General features: G+C 45.6%; 18 protein-coding genes. 10 read left to right on the top strand and 8 right to left on the bottom strand.

The window, feature by feature from the left end:
* Positions 1 to 397: 397 nt before the first annotated feature.
* From RIB93_RS07895 to RIB93_RS07905, 3 genes are all read right to left on the bottom strand, one after another.
* Positions 398 to 1,105, bottom strand: coding sequence for an ROK family protein (locus tag RIB93_RS07895; RefSeq protein ID WP_446371953.1), 708 nt, complete (start codon positions 1,103 to 1,105; stop codon positions 398 to 400).
* Between the two features lie 405 nt (positions 1,106 to 1,510).
* Complete coding sequence (locus RIB93_RS07900; RefSeq protein ID WP_446371955.1) at positions 1,511 to 2,410, bottom strand: S1 RNA-binding domain-containing protein; 900 nt, start codon at positions 2,408 to 2,410, stop codon at positions 1,511 to 1,513.
* Positions 2,411 to 2,494: 84 nt separating this feature from the next.
* Positions 2,495 to 3,235: a dienelactone hydrolase family protein gene (locus RIB93_RS07905; protein WP_446371957.1), complete on the bottom strand. Its 741-nt coding sequence runs from the start codon at positions 3,233 to 3,235 to the stop codon at positions 2,495 to 2,497.
* Between the two features lie 401 nt (positions 3,236 to 3,636).
* Here RIB93_RS07905 and RIB93_RS07910 point away from each other — a divergent pair, with 401 nt between their 5' ends.
* A complete protein-coding gene (locus RIB93_RS07910) occupies positions 3,637 to 4,620 on the top strand; it encodes a GntR family transcriptional regulator (protein WP_446371959.1) in 984 nt (327 codons plus the stop codon).
* Positions 4,621 to 4,740: 120 nt separating this feature from the next.
* Positions 4,741 to 4,941, top strand: a complete 201-nt coding sequence (locus RIB93_RS07915) for a hypothetical protein (protein WP_446371961.1) — start codon at positions 4,741 to 4,743, stop codon at positions 4,939 to 4,941.
* Here the strand turns inward: RIB93_RS07915 and RIB93_RS07920 are convergent.
* Together RIB93_RS07920 and RIB93_RS07925 are read right to left on the bottom strand one after the other, a co-directional pair.
* Complete coding sequence (locus RIB93_RS07920) at positions 4,921 to 5,190, bottom strand: AT hook motif protein (RefSeq protein ID WP_446371963.1); 270 nt, start codon at positions 5,188 to 5,190, stop codon at positions 4,921 to 4,923. The genes RIB93_RS07915 and RIB93_RS07920 overlap by 21 nt on opposite strands.
* Positions 5,174 to 5,449, bottom strand: coding sequence for a BrnT family toxin (locus tag RIB93_RS07925; protein ID WP_446371965.1), 276 nt, complete (start codon positions 5,447 to 5,449; stop codon positions 5,174 to 5,176). The genes RIB93_RS07920 and RIB93_RS07925 overlap by 17 nt, the downstream gene beginning before the upstream one ends.
* 211 nt (positions 5,450 to 5,660) lie before the next feature.
* On the opposite strand from RIB93_RS07925, the gene RIB93_RS07930 reads away from it, so the two are divergent.
* A complete protein-coding gene (locus RIB93_RS07930) occupies positions 5,661 to 6,308 on the top strand; it encodes a hypothetical protein (protein WP_446371967.1) in 648 nt (215 codons plus the stop codon).
* A 339-nt stretch (positions 6,309 to 6,647) separates the two neighbouring features.
* Here the strand turns inward: RIB93_RS07930 and RIB93_RS07935 are convergent, their stop codons facing one another.
* Together RIB93_RS07935 and RIB93_RS07940 are read right to left on the bottom strand one after the other, a co-directional pair.
* The gene (locus RIB93_RS07935) at positions 6,648 to 6,995 is read right to left on the bottom strand and encodes a DUF4870 domain-containing protein (RefSeq protein WP_446371969.1); all 348 of its coding nucleotides are present in this window, start codon (positions 6,993 to 6,995) and stop codon (positions 6,648 to 6,650) included.
* 209 nt (positions 6,996 to 7,204) lie between these two features.
* Entirely contained in the window at positions 7,205 to 8,590 is a 1,386-nt protein-coding gene (locus RIB93_RS07940) for a sensor histidine kinase (protein WP_446371971.1), read from the bottom strand.
* A 440-nt stretch (positions 8,591 to 9,030) separates the two neighbouring features.
* Between RIB93_RS07940 and prfC the strand changes: the two genes are divergently transcribed.
* The 4 genes from prfC to RIB93_RS07960 all read left to right on the top strand — a co-directional run bounded on the left by prfC (position 9,031) and on the right by RIB93_RS07960 (position 12,330).
* Positions 9,031 to 10,659, top strand: coding sequence for a peptide chain release factor 3 (gene prfC, locus RIB93_RS07945; protein ID WP_446371973.1), 1,629 nt, complete (start codon positions 9,031 to 9,033; stop codon positions 10,657 to 10,659).
* A gap of 41 nt (positions 10,660 to 10,700) precedes the next feature.
* Positions 10,701 to 10,823, top strand: a complete 123-nt coding sequence (locus tag RIB93_RS07950) for a hypothetical protein (RefSeq protein ID WP_446371975.1) — start codon at positions 10,701 to 10,703, stop codon at positions 10,821 to 10,823.
* 336 nt (positions 10,824 to 11,159) lie between these two features.
* A complete protein-coding gene (locus tag RIB93_RS07955; RefSeq protein WP_446371977.1) occupies positions 11,160 to 11,414 on the top strand; it encodes a hypothetical protein in 255 nt (84 codons plus the stop codon).
* A gap of 115 nt (positions 11,415 to 11,529) precedes the next feature.
* Complete coding sequence (locus RIB93_RS07960; RefSeq protein WP_446371979.1) at positions 11,530 to 12,330, top strand: DUF4058 family protein; 801 nt, start codon at positions 11,530 to 11,532, stop codon at positions 12,328 to 12,330.
* A gap of 225 nt (positions 12,331 to 12,555) precedes the next feature.
* Here the strand turns inward: RIB93_RS07960 and purM are convergent, their stop codons facing one another.
* Positions 12,556 to 13,599 (bottom strand): phosphoribosylformylglycinamidine cyclo-ligase, encoded by a 1,044-nt coding sequence (gene purM, locus RIB93_RS07965; protein WP_446371981.1) that lies wholly within the window; start codon positions 13,597 to 13,599, stop codon positions 12,556 to 12,558.
* 513 nt (positions 13,600 to 14,112) lie between these two features.
* On the opposite strand from purM, the gene RIB93_RS07970 reads away from it, so the two are divergent.
* The 3 genes from RIB93_RS07970 (at position 14,113) to RIB93_RS07980 (ending at position 18,553) form a co-directional block, all read left to right on the top strand.
* A complete protein-coding gene (locus RIB93_RS07970; RefSeq protein ID WP_446371983.1) occupies positions 14,113 to 15,237 on the top strand; it encodes a septal ring lytic transglycosylase RlpA family protein in 1,125 nt (374 codons plus the stop codon).
* A 248-nt stretch (positions 15,238 to 15,485) separates the two neighbouring features.
* Positions 15,486 to 17,048: a bifunctional pantoate--beta-alanine ligase/(d)CMP kinase gene (locus RIB93_RS07975; RefSeq protein ID WP_446371985.1), complete on the top strand. Its 1,563-nt coding sequence runs from the start codon at positions 15,486 to 15,488 to the stop codon at positions 17,046 to 17,048.
* Positions 17,049 to 17,650: 602 nt separating this feature from the next.
* A complete protein-coding gene (locus tag RIB93_RS07980; protein WP_446371987.1) occupies positions 17,651 to 18,553 on the top strand; it encodes a polysaccharide deacetylase family protein in 903 nt (300 codons plus the stop codon).
* Positions 18,554 to 18,948: the final 395 nt, after the last annotated feature.

An 18,948-nucleotide genomic window follows, 5' to 3' on the forward strand; every position in this document is an offset into this window, starting at 1 on the left:
AAATAATTAGTCACGACAATTGAAAAAGGGCGGGTTTGAACAAATGTTATCATCAATAGCGTAATGTAAGTCCATAAACCCGCCCCTACATGGGTAAATAATTAGTCACGACAATTGAAAAAGGGCGGGTTTGAACAAATGTTATCATCAATAGCGTAATGTAAGTCCATAAACCCGCCCCTACATGGGTAAATAATTAGTCACGACAATTGAAAAAGGGCGGGTTTGAACTAACGTTATTCTCAATAGCGTAATCAAAGCCCATAAACCCGCCCCTACATGGATAAACAATTAGTCACGACAATTGAAAAAGGGCGGGTTTTGAAGCAACGTTATTCTCAATAGCGTAATGTAAGTCCATAAACCCGCCCCTACATGGGTAAATAATTAGGAAAAATTAATCTCGCCATAAGGCAATTCCGCCTAATAATCCGTTGATATTGGGGACAATTTTGACATTCGCTGGTAACTCGAAGGTGATTTTTTTTGCTTCCCCGCCACCAATATAAAGATAGTCGTAATTAAATAAATGTTCTAGCGTCGCGATCGCACGTTGTAAACGATTGTTCCATTTCTTCTCTCCCTTCTTCTCCAACGCCGCCCGCCCTAACCGTTGTTCGTAGGTGTCGCCTTTGCGAAAGGGGTGGTGCGCCATCTCTAAATTGGGGACGAGTTTGCCATCAACAAATAAGGCTGAACCAAATCCTGTTCCCAGGGTAATCATTAATTCTACGCCTTTACCCTGAATTGTGGCTAATCCCTGCATATCTGCATCATTCGCCACACGTACAGGCTTGTTCAAGGCTTGAGACAGGGTAGTCGCGAGATCAAATTCTTGCCAACTGGGATCTAAATTCACAGCGGTTTTGACGACTCCAGCCATAACCACGCCAGGAAAACCCACCGATACGCGATCGCACTCTCCTTGGGCGGCGGCTAATTCTGCGATCGCGTCAATGACAGCATCCGGTTTAGCGGGTTGGGGTGTGGTGACTCGATGGCGTTCAGTGATTGGATTTCCCGATTGATCTAACACGATCGCCTTAATTCCACTTCCACCAATATCTACGCTAAGAGTACGGCTGGATTCATCTACTTGCGCCATCGGATTTTGATCCTCCTGTTTCAGATAAAAAAAATAGGAAACCACTACAACATTTTGATTGTGTAGGGGCGGGTTTAGGGACTAACTTTGATTGTTTTCCCTAGCTTAGCTACCAAACCCGCCCTCCGTTTTAGTTTTGATTGTGTAGGGGCGGGTTTAGGGACTAACTTTGATTGGTTTCCCTAGCTTAGCTACAAAACCCGCCCTTTGTTTTAGTTTTGAATGTGTAGGGGCGGGTTTAGGGACTAACTTTGATTGTTGTTCCTAGCTTAGCTACAAAACCCGCCCTCACCTCCGTTCGTTCAAAAGCAAAACTTGGGCTGGGGCGGGTTTTGTTACATCGGGATGAGGTAAAAAACGATAATAGTCAAACCCGCCCCTACACACAATTTAGAACGGTTCAGATTAGATCATTTTTGCCCTCGCCCGTTCTGAACGTGCCTCAGCACTTTCCATCACATCTGCCATTTTATGCACCATTTCTCCGGGATAGTTTTCTAACACTTTTGTCGATAGAGAAACGCGATTCGTCCCTTCATCTAAGTCAATCACGATCGCTTTAATTGATTGACCCACCTCAAACATATCCGTCAATGATTCCACCATATTTTGGCTGACTTGTTTGATATGCAACAAGCCAGTAATCCCTTCTAATTCCACAAACACACCAAAAGGTCTGATATTGGAAACCGTACCTTCCACTAACTGTCCAACCTCTAGCATCGAGAAACTTGCAGCGCGAGTAGCTTCCCGTTGGGAAAAGACTAACTTGCTGCGATCGCGATCGGCTTCCAGGATGCTTACGGTTAAACTTTGACCAATCAGCGACTCTAAATTCCCCCGTTGATTCAGGTGCGATCGCGGAATAAATCCTCGCAATCCCTGCCAATCTATCGTCACACCGCCTTTATTCACGCCAGTCACCTGCACCTGTAGCGACTTGCCACTGTCTTGGATTTGCGCCAGTTGATCCCAAATCTTATTGATTTCCAACTGACGCCGTGATAGAGTTATCTGACCTTCAGCATTCTGTTCCCGAATAATCAGAAACTCCAACTCTTCCTGCAATGGCAGCACTTCTGACCAATCTTCTACAGGGGCTACTGACACCTCCTGTCCCGGAACATACGCCAGGGATTTCCCGCCAATATCGACATAAACACCATCTACGTCGTAGCTATGCACTTTGCCTCGCACCACCTGCCCTTGGCTAAATTCGTAGTCATATTCTTCCAGGGCTTTGGCAAAATCTTCCATGGAAAAGGCAGTTTTGCTGGTTTGAGAACGGGTTGATTCTGAAGTCATGAGTATTAAGTGTTGAAAAAATCGATGTATCATTTATCATTTGTCATTCGAGGTTAGTGATGACAAATAATCGATGACGAATAACTACAGTTCCTGCTGAAATAGCGCCTTCACTTTTTCCCAAGCATCTTTTGCCGCTTGTGGGTTATAGCTGGCACGTTGATCGCAGAAAAATCCATGATCAGCGCCCTCATAGCGAAAGATCTGGTGAGAAATTTGCTGCTTTTTCAGTTCAGCTTCAATCTGGTTAACTTGTTCAGCCGGGATGCTAGCATCGTCCCAACCAAAGAAGAGATGGATCGTTCCGGTAATATCCTGAGTGCGGGTAATCGTTGGTTCATCTCCTCCTGGCGTCATCGTGGCAATTCCTGCACCATAGAAGGAGGCTGTGGCTTTAATATCGGGTAAGGTTGCCGCTAGATAAGCGACATGACCCCCAAAACAGAAGCCGATACAGCCGATCGCATTCGATTTAACGGGTGTTTGCCCCCGTAAGTAGTCAATCGCCCCTTGAATGTCACCCAGCAGTTCCTCCGCCTTAGTTTGCGCCTTATACTCCTTGCCAATTTTCAGGTCAGCTTCGGTGTATCCCGTTTCAAAACCGGGGGCTTGGCGTTGATAGAGGGCGGGTGCGATCGCGACATATCCCTCTTTGGCAATCCGCTGAGTCACGTCTCGGATATGGTCATTCACGCCAAAAATTTCCTGCAACACGACCACCCCTGGTAAAGACTCCTCTCCCACGGGCATCGCTAAGTAAGCGTCTATTTGTAGAGAGCCGTTTGTAATCTTCACCCAATCGCTTTTGATTTCTCTAGCCGTCATAATTCAGGTTCATGCTGTTGTTCGTCGATCTATCGCAGTCCTCGCTGCTATGGCTTTTGACCTTCTGGTCAACGGTCAAACTTCTGCTTAATTGTAACGCTCACGTCCCCCCAATTCAGCAAATTATTTACGGATTATTATAATTCTATTGGTTTACTTATTATTTTTCAAGGATTTATTGTCTATTTCTGGGGGTAAGCCACCCTCTAATGATTTGGACAAACCAGAATAGGATTTTAGTTTTCAATCTACTGATTTAAACAAATAAAAAATCTATTGCAATTTGTAAGCTGATCAAACTAGACTATTTAATGAACACCTATCATTAAACTAACGGATTACCGAAACTATACGTTATACTCTTGTGTCTATTGAAGAGCAAGTGCTTGGGAGACTTTATAATGGTTCAGCATCATATCCAGCCTGATAGCGAAATCCCTGCTTCAAAGCAGCTATTCGACCAAATTCAGTTTGCGATCGCCTCTCGCCAATATCCGCCGGGACATAAATTGCCCAGTACCCGTCAGTTAGCCATGGAGACGGGGTTGCATCGGAATACAATCAGTAAAGTGTACCGCCAGCTAGAAGAAACCGGACTGGTTGCATCCATCGCTGGATCAGGGATTTATGTCAAAGCCCAGGGTCATGAAGGTGGCACTCAGCGCCAATCTCCGATTCTCAAGCAATATCCACAAGCCTCCAGCATTGTTCAGCAGAGTCTGGACGAATTACTCTCGCAAGGATGTTCCCTCAATGAAGCCCGCGAACTCTTTTTAGCCGAAATTGACTGGCGGTTGCGCTGTAGTGCTAGAGTGCTGGTTACCGTAGAGTCACGAGATATGGGCGCAGGGGAGTTAATGGTGCAGGAATTGGAATCCGCCCTGGGAATTCCCGTCCAGTTAGTCCCCTTAGAAGAATTAGAGCAAACCCTAGAACGCACCAATTCTGGTACAGTCGTCACCAGCCGCTATTTTATCCAAAAAGCCGAAGCGATCGCCGCGCCGAAATCTGTGCGGGTGATTCCGGTGGATATCCACGACTACGGACAAGAAATCGAAATTGTTAAAACTCTCCCCAAAGATAGCTGTCTGGGCTGTGTAAGTTTGAGTGGGGGTATTCTACGGATTGTAGATGTGATTATCCACAGTTTACGTGGGGATGATTTACTCCTGATTACCGCTCAGGTTAATGATAAATATAAACTTAATGCCTTAGTCCGTAGTGCGCGAACAATTATTAGCGATCAAGCCAGTTATGATGCCGTTAAACGGGCAATTCTAGACGCCAGGGATGATCTGATCCGTCCGCCTAAGCTGGTTTGCAGTGAAAATTATATTGGCACAAAATCGATTAATTTACTCAAACGTGAGTTGGGTTTAGGGTAATTAGCGGTTGCTGAATAAGGATTGTGGTGAGGATAGGGAATTCTTAACAGGGAACGGTTGTAGTGCGAGCGTCTCGCTCGCTATTTTGTATGGTTTTATCTATCAAGTTATCTCAATGCCATGCCTAAGTTTACCTTTGCCGCTATCTCTCTAGACGATCTGAAATCCTTCATTCACCTCCATGAAGGATTCATCGGCAACTATGAATGGAACCAAACTGATTCTATTGTCTTAACAGAACATGAACAACAGCGAGTCACAGAGGTAAGTACAGTGGTAGAGACGTTGCATGCAACGTCTCTACCGACTAATTCGCTCTAGCAATACCTCATTAATAACTATTTGATAACCAATCCCTCTTTTTTGGGCTTCTTCTTTCGCCCATGCTAACACTTTCGGGTGAATTCTAATCGAAATTGGCTCATAATTCTCCTCTTCATTTTTAACAGGTCTATCCCGCTTTCTCAACTCCATACCAAACTGTTCAGAAATCGCTGCTCTGAATTTCTGATTTTCTTCTGGTGTAACTCGCCTCGCCCTCTCAAAAGGGAATTCAGATTCCTTGTTCATATCTCCTGCGTTCTCTTTTTGTCGCTTTTCTGGCACTGATTATCCGAAGCTTTTCACCGCGCATTGTAAAAACAACTACGATCATTGAGCCATTTTCCGCTTCCCCAATTGCCCATTCTCGTTCTTCTCCCTCGGAATGCTTGGAGTCTTCCGTAAACAGGAGATAGGGATCAGCAAAAACTGTCACGGTTTCCTCAAATGTAACACCATGTTTACGAAAATTGGACTCAGCTTTGTTGTCGTCCCACTCAAAGCGCATTTTTTTATAGTATATACCAAAACATCGGTCTTCTAGTTATTTTATAGTAGCGATCGCCTTTTCTCAGCTAGCACGTTAACGCAGGTCACGAAATTGGCGATCGCACTGTGCGTCAGAATGAATCGCCTTTCAGGGAGAGGGCGGATCATGTACTCTCAGGGAGCGAAGTAATATAGAATGGACATACGGCTTCAGGGAGGAGATCGACACTATGCCTAGGGTTTTAGATCCAAACAAATCCTACACCTTTAGCAAATATTTTGATTTGCCTTATTCACCTGAAGATATTTTGGCAGATTTAGGCTGTACCCTTGAGCGTACCGATCGCAAAGATCTTCCCTATACACAATGTGAATTAGATTGGCTACCTGAATTCGCACAGAGTATGCGGCGCAGACTGAAACGGGTGAATACCACGACTGAACAGGCACGCCGGGAGGCATTGATTTTTCCGTTGATCGATCAGATTTGCGATCGCTTAGACTATTCAATCAATATTGAGTATACCGTTAGTGTGAGCAATTGGTTAAAAGGTTCACTCGATTACTATATTTCCAGTCCCAGCAATTTTCTAATCATTGAAGCCAAGCAATCGGATTTAACCAAAGGCTTTACTCAGCTTGCTGTTGAATTGATTGCCCTCGATCACTGGGTAGAAAGTGAGAGTCCGATTTTGTACGGTGCGGTTTCGAGCGGGGAAATTTGGCGATTTGGGCTGTATGATCGCGCCGCACATCATCTGGTGGAATATTTACCTTTACATCCAATACCCCAGAATTTAGAGTTTGTAACGCGGACGATTATTGGAATTTTGCAGGGAGAGGCGATCAGGGACAATCCATTGCCACTATCGATTTAGGATTGCTATATAATTTAGATAAATTAGTGTAATGATGTAAACATTATGCCCTTCTATTTTAATGAAAACCGCGACAATCTACTCAATATACCGATCAATATCCCGCCCAAAATCAAAACTGTGATAAGTTTTCTTAATAAAAGAAGCACGTAGTAAGTATCCGCATAAGCCAGAACTAGAACTGTACCAGGATGCAATCGAGCGGCTCGAACGAGATCGCGGACGGTAGAGTTTATCCAAACATGCTCACCTTTTCACCCCTTCAAGATCAAAACTGAAAAGACTCCACCTTTTAACTTAGATGGAGTCCGAATGGGTGTAAACTAAATGAAGCGAAAACTACAGAATACGGAAGATAAAGGGATAGCGGAAAGACTGATCAGGATTGTTCAACACTTTCACAATCCCGATAATTGGCATAACGATATTCACGATACCCAAAAGACCTAATAGGGGCCAACCGATAAGGACAATTGTCAAGATGCCAAAGATTACACCGTAAATCCAAAGGTTAATGTGAAAATTCAGCGATTCTGTCGCGTTTTCTTTGACCACTGGGTCATCCGACACTAACAAAACGGCGATCGGAATACCGATAGATACCAACGCCGCACTAATAAAAATTGATCCATGACAGAGGCCAGATAAAAGCTTGCGTTTGTCGCTATCATAAACATCATACGTCATGCGACAGTCCTCCTTCCCCTCAAGGGAAACTAACTCTTCATTCTGACTGTAGCAGGTTCGCTAAACAATACAGGTCGTGAATTCCGCCCTAGACAGGGGGGATATTTCTCTGGGTCACACCTTTAGAACAGTGAACAGTGAACAGTGAACAGGAAGCGTTTTGAGTTATGTAATTTGCATACCCCTACACGCCATAGCCTACACCCTCCTTAAGCCGTCAAGCTAACCTCTGGCTTGGGTACAGGTTGCTGTCGATGTTGCTGAATCGGAATCGCGATCGCGAATTCTGCGCCTTGTCCTGGGGCGGATCGACAGTTTAGCTGACCCTGATGTCTATCAACGACGATTTGATAGCTAATGGATAGTCCTAATCCGGTTCCTTTACCTACAGGTTTGGTGGTAAAGAAGGGGTCAAAGAGTTGACGCTGAGTTTTTTCGCTCATTCCCGGACCGTTATCGATAATTCGGATCGCAACTTGGTTAGGTGCGATCGCTTCGGTACGAATCCGAATCGTGGGATGATTTTTTCCATTATCCGTAGTTCTTGATTCCTCCAACGCATCGATCGCGTTACTCAAGAGATTCATAAACACTTGATTGAGTTGTCCCACGTAGCATTCGACTTTGGGTAAGTCTCCATACTCTTTAACAATCTGAATTTCCGTATATCCCAGTTTTGCCTTGAGTTGATTTTGCAGAATCAGCAATGTACCCTCTAACCCTTCATGCAAATCTACCGCCTTCACCTCAGCTTGATCCATCCGAGCAAAGTTACGCAACGACAGCACAATCTGACGAATCCGCTTGGTTCCTACTTCCATTGATTCGAGTAGGCGAGGTAAGTCGTCTCGCAGAAACCCTAAATCCATCTGTTCCGCCGTCTCTTGAATTTCTGGGACAGGTTGGGGATAGTGTTTATCGTACAGGGAAATTACATCCAGTAAATTTTGTGCATAATTTTTGGCATGCACCAGATTTCCGAAAATAAAGTTAACTGGATTATTAATTTCATGGGCTAATCCGGCGACGAGTTGTCCCAAACTCGACATTTTCTCTGTATGCACCAATTGGGCTTGGGCATGTTTTAAGTCACGCAACGCCTGTTCTAAGAGGCTGGCTTTTTGCTGAATTTCATCCTGCGATCGCCTAAGGGCAACTTCGGTTTGCTGACGTTCTCTAATTTCAGCTTCTAAACGCTTATTGGCGGCTTCAATTTCAACCGCACTGGCAACATCAAAGGCTTTGGGCATTAATGGGATTAATTCTAGGGCAGTATAGACAGAAATTAACGCCGTAATCGCTTTGACTAATCCAGAGAGCCAATAATCGGGATGCCAAATCGTCCAAATTGCCATCGCATGAGTAGTACCGCAGGCAATGATAAAAGCGGCAAACATGAGAAAAACACGGGAAAACAGCAAATCCTGTCGTTGGCAAACAAAATAGATTAAGGTTAGGGGAATTGAAGCATAAGCTAGGGCAATGAAGGCATCGGATAACAGATGTAGCCAGACTAAACCGGGCTTCCAAAGGTAGCAGTTGCCATGAGGCATGAAAAGTGTGGCAGTCAAACTATGCATGATCAACGACTGCATAATGTCTCCTTATAATCAATAATCAGCTCTTATCTGGTAAAATTAAAACGGTTTGAGGGGACTCAATCAGTGATCTGTGAAACAGTGAACTATGACTCAGCATACAGTCAGGAACCTCACGCTTCCTTGTTACCCCTTACTAACCCTGATTTTTGATGGTGGAGGATGTAACCCTCTAGCCAGGAAATAAGGAGAAAGTTCTCACCCTGTTAACGTTTGAACCTGAAGGAATTGGATTTACCCAAAAGGCGCTGATTTCAGTATTCCCCAGAATTAGCAGAAATTACACCTTCTAGGGTTATAACCTATAGGGTTAATTTTGATAAAAAAAGCTTGACAATTTATGACTTAGGATATAGAAAATACTAACTCAAGCCAACCGACCCAGGATCTCAACTTCTATAATGGAAGGCTGAGTGTTCCGTAATTAGGCGTTTTGAATGTCCACTGAACTTAAGGCTGAACTGCAAACGGCGGTTGAACACCGACGAAATTTTGCGATTATTTCCCACCCAGACGCGGGGAAAACGACGCTAACCGAGAAGCTGTTGCTATATGGAGGTGCGATTCACGAAGCCGGGGCGGTGAAAGCACGACGGGCGCAGCGTAAGGCAACGTCGGACTGGATGGCGATGGAACAACAACGGGGAATTTCGATTACCTCGACGGTGTTGCAGTTCGCGTACAGGAATCGCCAGATTAATTTGCTGGACACGCCGGGACACCAAGATTTTAGTGAAGATACCTATCGCACATTAGCGGCGGCGGATAATGCAGTGATGCTGGTGGATGCGGCGAAGGGGTTGGAACCACAGACGCGCAAGTTGTTTGAAGTGTGTCGGATGCGATCGCTACCGATTTTCACGTTTATGAACAAGATGGATCGTCCATCGCGGGAACCCTTGGAACTGTTGGATGAAATTGAGCAGGAGTTAGGGTTACAGACGTATGCCGTGAATTGGCCCATTGGTATGGGCGATCGGTTTAAGGGAGTGTTTGACCGTCGTCTGCGGCAAATTCACCTATTTGAACGCACGGCACATGGGAGTAGGGAAGCGGGAGACACGGTAATCGATTTGGGAGATTCCCGGATTGAAAAATTGCTGGATCAAGACCTGTATTATCAGTTGAAAGAAGAACTAGAACTGATTGAGGGGATTGGACCGGATTTAGATTTAGAGTTGGTGCATCAGGGTCAGATGACGCCTGTATTCTTCGGGAGTGCGATGACCAACTTTGGCGTCAAACTGTTTTTGGATGCCTTTTTAGAGTACGCCATGCAACCAGAAGCCTACAAGTCTACTGAGGGGGAAATGCAGCCAACCTATCCCGACTTCAGCGGATTTGTGTTTAAGCTGCAAGCCAATATGGACCCCAAGCACCGGGATAGAGTGGCATTTGTCCGGGTTTGTACAGGTCGATTTGACAAGGACATGACCGTGAGTCATGCGCGGACGGGTAAAACGGTACGGTTGTCAAGACCTCAGAAGCTATTTGCCCAAGGCAGGGAATCTCTGGACGTGGCATATCCAGGGGATGTGATTGGGTTAAATAATCCAGGAGTGTTTGCGATCGGGGATACGATTTACAATGGCAAGCGCTTGGAGTATGAAGGGATTCCCTGCTTTTCTCCGGAATTATTTGCCTATTTGAAAAATCCCAATCCTTCTAAATTTAAGCAATTCCACAAAGGGGTAACTGAGTTGCGCGAAGAAGGGGCAATCCAGATTATGTACTCGGTGGATGAGTCCAAGCGCGACCCAATTTTAGCCGCCGTGGGACAGTTGCAATTTGAGGTAGTTCAGTTCCGCTTACAGAATGAATATGGCGTAGAAACGTTATTGGATATGTTGCCCTATAGTGTTGCCCGTTGGGTAGCTGGAGGGTGGCAAGCTTTAGAGAAAGCGGGACGTTTGTTTAACACAGCGGTGGTGAAAGATAACTGGGGGCGTCCGGTTTTGCTGTTTAAGAATGAGTGGAATTTACAGCAGGTGATTGGGGATCATCCAGAGTTGCAGTTGAATGCAACAGCGCCTGTGACATCGGGACAGGAACCCGATTCGTTGTGACCTCTCCCCTAACCCCTCTCCTGCGAGGAGAGGGGAATAAAGTGACCTCTCCCCTAACCCCTCTCCTGCGAGGAGAGGGGAATAAAGAAAAAACGATGGCGAATGGAATTCTCAGCTACACAAACCAAGTCCGCCTGCGCGAACTGATGTTGAGACTGATTTGACCGAAATAACTACCTGGTCACAATTGATAGCCCAGCAATTCTTTTCCGGATACAGCGAGGCAGATGCTATCTATGACAACATTTGATTCCACATTCCGGACTTCGCGGTGGAATAGGTAATGATTACGAAAATCCGGATCGGGCATCTTAACCTTATAGAAAAATGATATTATTAAGGATTAAGTTATGAGATAATTAATTTTAAGCTTAGTATACCAATTAGATTGCAACAACCGTTTGAAATCAAACAACACAAAATAAAATTTATCACATAAAACTATAGTCATTCGTTAAGCAATTTAGCTCCACAAGAATTCAATTGAAGGATGTCGCTTTATGGCAATTGTTGTAACCCTTAACCCAGAGTTAGAAGCGCTACTGCGTGACAAAGCCGCTCGGCAAGGTCAAGATGTTGGTCTTGTTGCATCTGAATTACTGGCTCGTGTTTTAGAGTGGGAAGAACAAGATTCAGAGGAAGCTATTAAAGGCATTCAGCAAGGTTTAGATGATTTTGAGGCGGGTCGATTTCGCTCTTTCCAAGAGTTTGCTGACGAACAACGTCACAAGTATAGCAACTGTTACGAGGGTTAGGACAAATCGACGGGTATCGAAACGAATAAATGGCATCCATCAGATGTTCTCATGCTCCTGACCCATCTGGATAAATCCGCTACGATCAATAAAATAGTAGTTTTGCGATCGCACTATGCCTTCCCCCTTTCCTGGGATGAATCCATACCTGGAAACTCCCCAACTCTGGTCAGAATTCCATAGTCGGCTAATTGTCGCGATCGCAGATGCACTCAACCCCCAAATCCTGCCGAAATATAGGGCGGCGGTTGAACGTCGTATCTATGAAATGAGTGATGGAGAGTCTGTCTTAGTCGGAATTCCTGATGTCAGCGTCACTCAGGGAATCAGTCGCCCCAGCCAAGAGGAACTATCCAGCACCATTGGCACACTGACACCACAACCCACGATTGTTACAGTACCAATGCCTGAAGAGGTTCGCGAAAGTTACCTGGAAATCCGCGAAATTGAAACGGGGTTAGTTGTCACCGTTATTGAACTCCTCTCTCCCAAAAACAAAAAAGCGGGTTCAGGGCGCATCGCCTACGAAACCAAACGCCAAAACATTCTACGCAGCCTTGCTCATCTCGTGGAAATTGACTTACTTCGTGCGGGTACACCGATGCCCATGCGGGGACAATTTGCACCATTCCTTTATCGTATCCTGATTAGTCAGGCTGATCAGCGTCCTCGTGCTAATTTATATTCTTTATCCTTGCAAACTCCAATTCCTATTTTGAAAATCCCTCTGCGTCGAGGCGAGAATGAACCGACACTGGATTTACAACGTTTAATTCACGAGGTATACGATCGCGCAGGTTTTGCCTTTGTCATTGACTACAATCGTCAGCTTTCCCCCCGTCTTACTCAAGCCGATCAAACTTGGTTGACGGAACATCTAAAATCCCAGGATTTGCTCAACTTATCGGATTCCTAACGTTTCACAGGAAGCCTAGAAACCTGCGTCGGGGCGGATTTAGTTAAAGAAAGGGTGCAACCGAAAAGATAGTTGTAGAGACGTTGCATGCAACGTCTCTACTACCTTATAACCCAGTCCGCGCAGGCGGACTTTGTTTGTCTAGCAGCGATTTCAATCGCCATGGCAAAACAATCGCCATGGCAAAACTACGGCAAAAGGGGGTTCTTATTCAACAAATCCTAATTAACTCGATAAACCAACCACTTCTCCAGTCCCTTTAACTACTTCCCCAATCCGATAAGCCGTAACACCTTGAGATTCAAACCAACGACAGGTTTTTTCGGCTTGAACAGATGACACCAACACGACAAACCCAATCCCCATATTGAACGTATTAAACATCTCTTCTCGACTCACTTGACCCGCCTCAGCAAGCCACCGAAAAATCGGTAAAATCTCCCAACTATTCGGCTCAATCTGCACCGATTGCCCTTGACCTAAACACCGAGGTAAATTTTCCGGCAAACCGCCCCCTGTAATGTGAGCCATACCATGAATTTCAATCCCAGCTTTTAGCGCATCTAGAATCGGTTTCACGTAAATTTGAGTCGGCGTCAGCAACACATCTCCTAAACGTTGACCCCCTAGTAAATCGGGACAGCTATCCCAACTTAAGGGAGAATCCTGGTTAATTGAATCGCTAACAATTTTGCGGACTAAACTAAACCCATTACTGTGAACCCCCTGACTGGCTAAACCAATCGCCACATCTCCCAATTGCACCTGAGAACCGTCTAAAATTTCGCTTTTTTCCACCATTCCCACGCAAAACCCGGCAATGTCATACTCTCCCGGTTGATAAAAACCAGGCATTTCTGCGGTTTCTCCTCCCAACAACGCGCAACCAGCCTGACGACATCCCTGAGCAATACCCGCTACCACCTGCGTGAGTTGCGCTTGATTCAGCTTTCCTGTGGCTAAATAGTCCAAAAAAAATAGGGGTTGTGCGCCAGATGTCAAGACATCGTTGATACACATGGCAACTAAGTCAATACCAACAGTGTCGTGACGATTTAACTCATGAGCCAGTTTCAGCTTTGTCCCCACTCCATCAGTTCCCGATACTAAAACGGGTTCGCGATATCCCATCGGTAACTGGAAACAACCATTAAAGCCACCGAGTCCACCTAAAACTTCGGGTCGATGGGTGCTTTGGACTAGCCCTCTAATCTGCTGTACAAACGCTCGACCTGCTTCGATATCAACACCAGCTTCTCGATAATCCATGAAATACCACTAGAAATGAAAGAATTTTTCCGAATGTAGGGGCGGGTTTCACTATTATCCTTTGTTTTCCGCCCCAATGTGACTAAACCCGCCCCAACCCAGGAATATAGGGGCGGGTTTATTACAGTTATTGGTTTTTGCCAAAACGTTATCGGTAAAACCCGCCCCTACAGCATTGATGGAAAACCTTCGCCGCGACGGTCGAGGCTTGTTGTCTCTATTGTAAACTTTTGTTAAAAATCTCGTAAATTCCCTGAGAGGGGTAAAAGCGGGAAATCCTTGCCAGATTAAGCTTTAGAGCAAATTACATGATATCGCACTTTTGAAAATCTTATGGCTGATTCCCAAAAATCACTGATCCCCAAACCCAAAACTTCGTGTTAGTCTGTGTCAGTTCCACAAAAATAGGACGAAATCGAAATGAGTATGAGTTGCAGCAGATTTTTCTTAATTCTCTTGCATCACCACCCATAACCCTAAACGTAGAATTCCAGAGGCTTTTGATATAGGCTTATGAATCAGCGAATTTTGAGTGGTCTCACTGTTACCGTCTTAACCACAGCCCTCAGCACAGTGATATCCAATCCGGCTAACCAAGCTCAGGCAGTTGACCAAGGTTCTGAGGGCAACTTGACTCCCGCTCAAGCGCTACACTCTCGGCAAACAACTCCCTCAACCTCCTCTCAACCAACTCCTCAGCCACCAGAGGTGGTAAAAGTGGGAGAATTTCAATCCCCAACGGCTCAAGTTGGGGAAGCAGAAGAAATCATTGCTAAAATTCATGCCTATTCACTCGATGGGCGTCAGGCGGCTACTCTTTATGTGCGCGACATCCCTGTCCTGACGTTCTTAGGTTCTCCTGCAACGGCGAATAATAACACCAAAGTGGGAGAAGTGGCTCTGGGAAATGACGCTGAACCCGAGTATTCCTCATCGAAAACGGTGTCTGACTATCAATCCTCAGAGGTAGACCAACTGGACAATACTGCCTCGCCCAGTGTCACCTCGACCAGTAATACCAATCCAGATGATGCCGTAGGGCGGGCGACAGCGGTTGCGGCTCAACTCAATCAACTGCATCGGGATAATATTGATGCAGACGCGATCGCAGTTCGTTGGAATGAGTCGTGTAACTGCTACAGCATTCAGGTAAACGACCAGGAGTTGGTGCAAGTTAACGAAAATACCATTCTGCCTGATACCACCGAAAACCTAACCGAAGATGCCCGACAAGCCACGAACCGACTGCGACGCTTGATGGGTAATGCTCCCCCCCTACGCCAAATTGAGGGGAAACCCAAAGCCCAGACAATTGCCCAAGTCGCCCTAGGTCCTGTGCGCTTCCAGGTTAAGGGTATTGCCTCCTGGTATGGTCCTGGCTTTCACGGAAATCGCAGCGCCAGTGGTGAGCGATTTAATCAAAATGCCCTAACCGCCGCTCATCGCAGCTTACCCTTTGGTACTAACGTGCGAGTCACCAACTTAAATAATGGTCGCTCCGTTATCGTGCGGATTAATGACCGAGGACCCTATATCAGAGGGCGAGTCATTGACCTTTCTGCCGCCGCTGCCAGAGTCTTAGGATTGATTAGGACGGGTGTGGCACCTGTACGGATTGAGGTTTTAGATAACTATTAGGGAATAGTTTTGAGTGTGTAGGGGCGGGTTTTACCATTATCATTTTGTTTTCACCCAGATGCGAGTAAACCCGCTCTGATCGGTGTGTAGGGGTGGGTTTTACCATTATCGTTTGTGACCTCACCCTGATGTAACGAAACCCACCCCAACCGAGTGCCAAAATTCTTGGACAAAGGACGAATGACATAAGACGAATGACAAAGGACAAAATTGCTAACATCGATCTAAGATCCAACCACTAAACTCTCATGCGTCTGTTTACGACAATCGCGGGATTGCGCTGCCACTTAGAACGTCATCGAACCCAAAAAACCGTCGGTTTAGTGCCGACGATGGGGGCGTTGCACCCCGGTCACCTGAGCTTAATCGAGCGGGCGAGACGCGAAAATGCTATTGTCGTTGTCAGTATTTTTGTCAATCCACTCCAGTTTGGACCTGGGGAAGATTTGCAGCAGTATCCGCGTCAGTTGGAGGAGGATCAACGCTTTTGTGAACAAGTGGGAGTGGATGTGATTTTTGCGCCAACAGCCGTGGAGTTGTATGGCGATGACCCATCGGATTCAGACACCCTGGCGGAGTTCACTCAAGTTACACCACCACCAGCGATGACCTCTATTTTATGTGGTCACTCTCGTCCGGGTCACTTTCAGGGAGTGGCGACGGTGGTGACGAAGTTATTAAATCTAGTTCAACCCGATCGCGCTTATTTTGGTCAAAAGGATGCTCAACAATTGGCGATTATTCGCCGCTTGGTTGCGGATCTAAATTTGCCTGTCACTATCGTATCTTGTCCGATCGCCCGTCAGCCGTCAGGTCTTGCCTATAGTTCTCGCAATCAGTATTTGACACCAGCACAAAAGGCACAAGCTCCAATTCTCTACAAGGGTTTACAAAATGCCCAAAATGTGTTCCAAGCTGGGGAGCGCGATCGCACGTCCTTAATTGCTGCTGTTACCTCAGAACTCAGCTTGATAGAGGAGATTCAAGTTGAGTACATCGAATTAGTCCATCCGACAACCTTGACTCCCTTAGAGCAAGTGGAAGACCAAGGATTACTCGCGATCGCGGCTCGTCTGGGTTCAACTCGTTTAATTGATAATATTCTGCTGCGAAATCGCCAACCGATTATTGCCATTGATGGACCGGCGGGGGCGGGTAAATCGACGGTAACTCGGTTAGTGGCGCAGCAATTAGGCTTAATGTATCTGGATACGGGAGCCATGTATCGGGCGGTAACCTGGCGAGTGCTGCAAGCCGGAATTGATTTCACCGATGAACCTGCGATCGCGGAATTGGTGAGTCAATGTCAAATTTCCCTGATCAGTAGTGGTTCCCAACCCCAAAGCCTGAGAGTGTGGATTGATGGCAAAGAAGTTACTCAGGCGATTCGCTCGTTAGATGTCACCGCCAATGTTTCTGCGATCGCGGCGCTTCCGGTTGTACGTCACGAATTAGTCAAACAGCAGCAGCGCTGGGCGTCTAAAGGTGGTGTTGTCGCTGAAGGGCGAGATATCGGCACTCATGTTTTCCCAGACGCCGAACTGAAAATTTTTCTCACCGCCTCGGTTCAAGAACGGGCACGCCGACGCCTGCAAGATCTCCAAGACGAAGACCAAGGTACTGTCAGTTTAGAACAGCTAGAGGCGGACATTCAATTACGAGACCAGCGTGACAGCAATCGCGCCTTAGCTCCCCTGCGCCAAGCTGCTGACGCGATCGAAATTAATACGGATGGATTAACAATTCCTGAGGTCACTGATAAGATTATCAGTTTATACCATAAAAAAGCATCATCGTTACCTCAAGGATAAAAGCCTGCTCATCCAGGCATTTCATGGATTAAATAGTTTTCGCCCTTAAACCTCAGACAGGGCGAATTTTGTCACCATTGAATCGGGTGCAAAGCTTTGCGCCCCTACAGTTTCTGGATATAAGCCTAATTTGGTGGAATATGTTGTAGGTTGGGTTGACGACAGGAAACCCAACAGAATATAGGGCTAAGGTTCCCTTACTACGAACCCAAGCTAATCTACCAAAGAAGGTGTGCCACGCACGCTACTACACTCCTATCCTCTTACCCTTCTACTCTCTACCCTTTTACAAAATATCCCGGATATACTGCCATTTGCGTCGTAACTAACAAAAGAATCATTAACACTAAGGCTGATTTCGGTATCCAGTTGCCCTACAGCGAACTGAATATCCCCCGAAATGGTTGCGTTTAGCGATTGAGACGCAGGGTTTAGCATCAGAATTCATCAAGCGGGTTGATCTACGCTTAGACATAAATGTCTGGCGATAGATTAACCCGCCGCTTGGATTATTCTGCAACAAGAATGATCCAAAAATTGCTGATCTACTAAACAACCATGACGCGCCGCCTGTGTATTCAGAGGAGTGAAGGAGACGTAAGGTGGCAAACCCTTGTCAGTTAGTTTGGCAGTACAAATTATCCATTAGTTTAATCGCTGCCACACTTAGTTTTATTGCAAGTTTTAGTGTATCCATTGCTCGCTCAGTTAACCCAAAGCTAGCTATCCCTAGTCCTAATTTAAATCAACGAGAACGATCTAATTCCCAGAGTTTACAAATCAATGGTTTAATTGGAGATGAAAAAGAAATCTATGAAAAAATGTTGGCTCACTTGGCAGAAGAAGAAGCCAAACGCTTAACCTTTTCTGTACCTGTCGAATTTCAAGGCAAAACTATTCGTTCCCGTGTCCTCAACAATAAGGCTAAGGTGATTGCCCTCACGTTTGATGATGGACCTTCATCAGAAACAACTCCCCAAGTTTTAGATATTCTTCAACGAGAACGTATTAAAGCCACCTTTTTTGTGGTGGGTAAGACAGTTAAAAATCATCCCCAGCTACTGAAACAAATTGTAGCTGATGGTCACGCCATTGGTAATCATACCTGGAATCATGATTATCACCAATACAGTCCATCGGCGGCAGCGCATGAACTGGAGACAACCGCCCAGTTAATTCATCAACTTACTGGCGTCAAAACAGCATTATTTAGACCGCCTGCTGGCATTTTAAATAACGGCTTAGTTAACTATGCTCACCAAAAAAAGTATGCCGTGATTATGTGGTCATCCGATACAAAAGATTGGCAAAGTCATCGGATAACTGTGCCAAAATTAATCAATAATGCTCTTGAAGACGCGCAACCGGGTGGTATTATTTTACTGCACGATGGTGGTGGCGATCGCTCTAAAACAGTGGAAGCTTTACCAAGGTTGATTACTGAACTCAAACAGCGTGGTTATCAATTTGTCACCGTGCCAGAATTATTGGATCTGCCAGATTGATACTAATAGGATTTACGCAAAGGATCTATCTGTAGGGTGTGTTAGCGTAGCGTAACGCACCTTAACTAAGTGGCTGCGTAAGTCCTGACTAAGTATTTAATTGAGTATATATCACCTTGGGTTACAGCTCTTTGCGCTGTAATAAAGTACAGTAGATCAAAGTCCCCCTTTTTAAGGGGGATTTAGGGGGATCGACAATGTACCGCATAGCAGAGCAAACTGCTGTATCCTGTAGGGGCGACCCGATTACACCAATTCACAATGGTGTTCATTCAATTTTATCGGGTCGCCCTTTAGTCAATTTTTTCTGACGAGATGATGCTTTTGTGAAGAGTTTGTGAGTACAAAATTATTTCTAGGTAGATTTAGCATAATAGGTAAAGAAATGTAAACGA

It is taken from the genome of Coleofasciculus sp. D1-CHI-01, assembly GCF_040218875.1.
In the GTDB taxonomy this organism is placed as follows: domain Bacteria; phylum Cyanobacteriota; class Cyanobacteriia; order Cyanobacteriales; family Coleofasciculaceae; genus Coleofasciculus.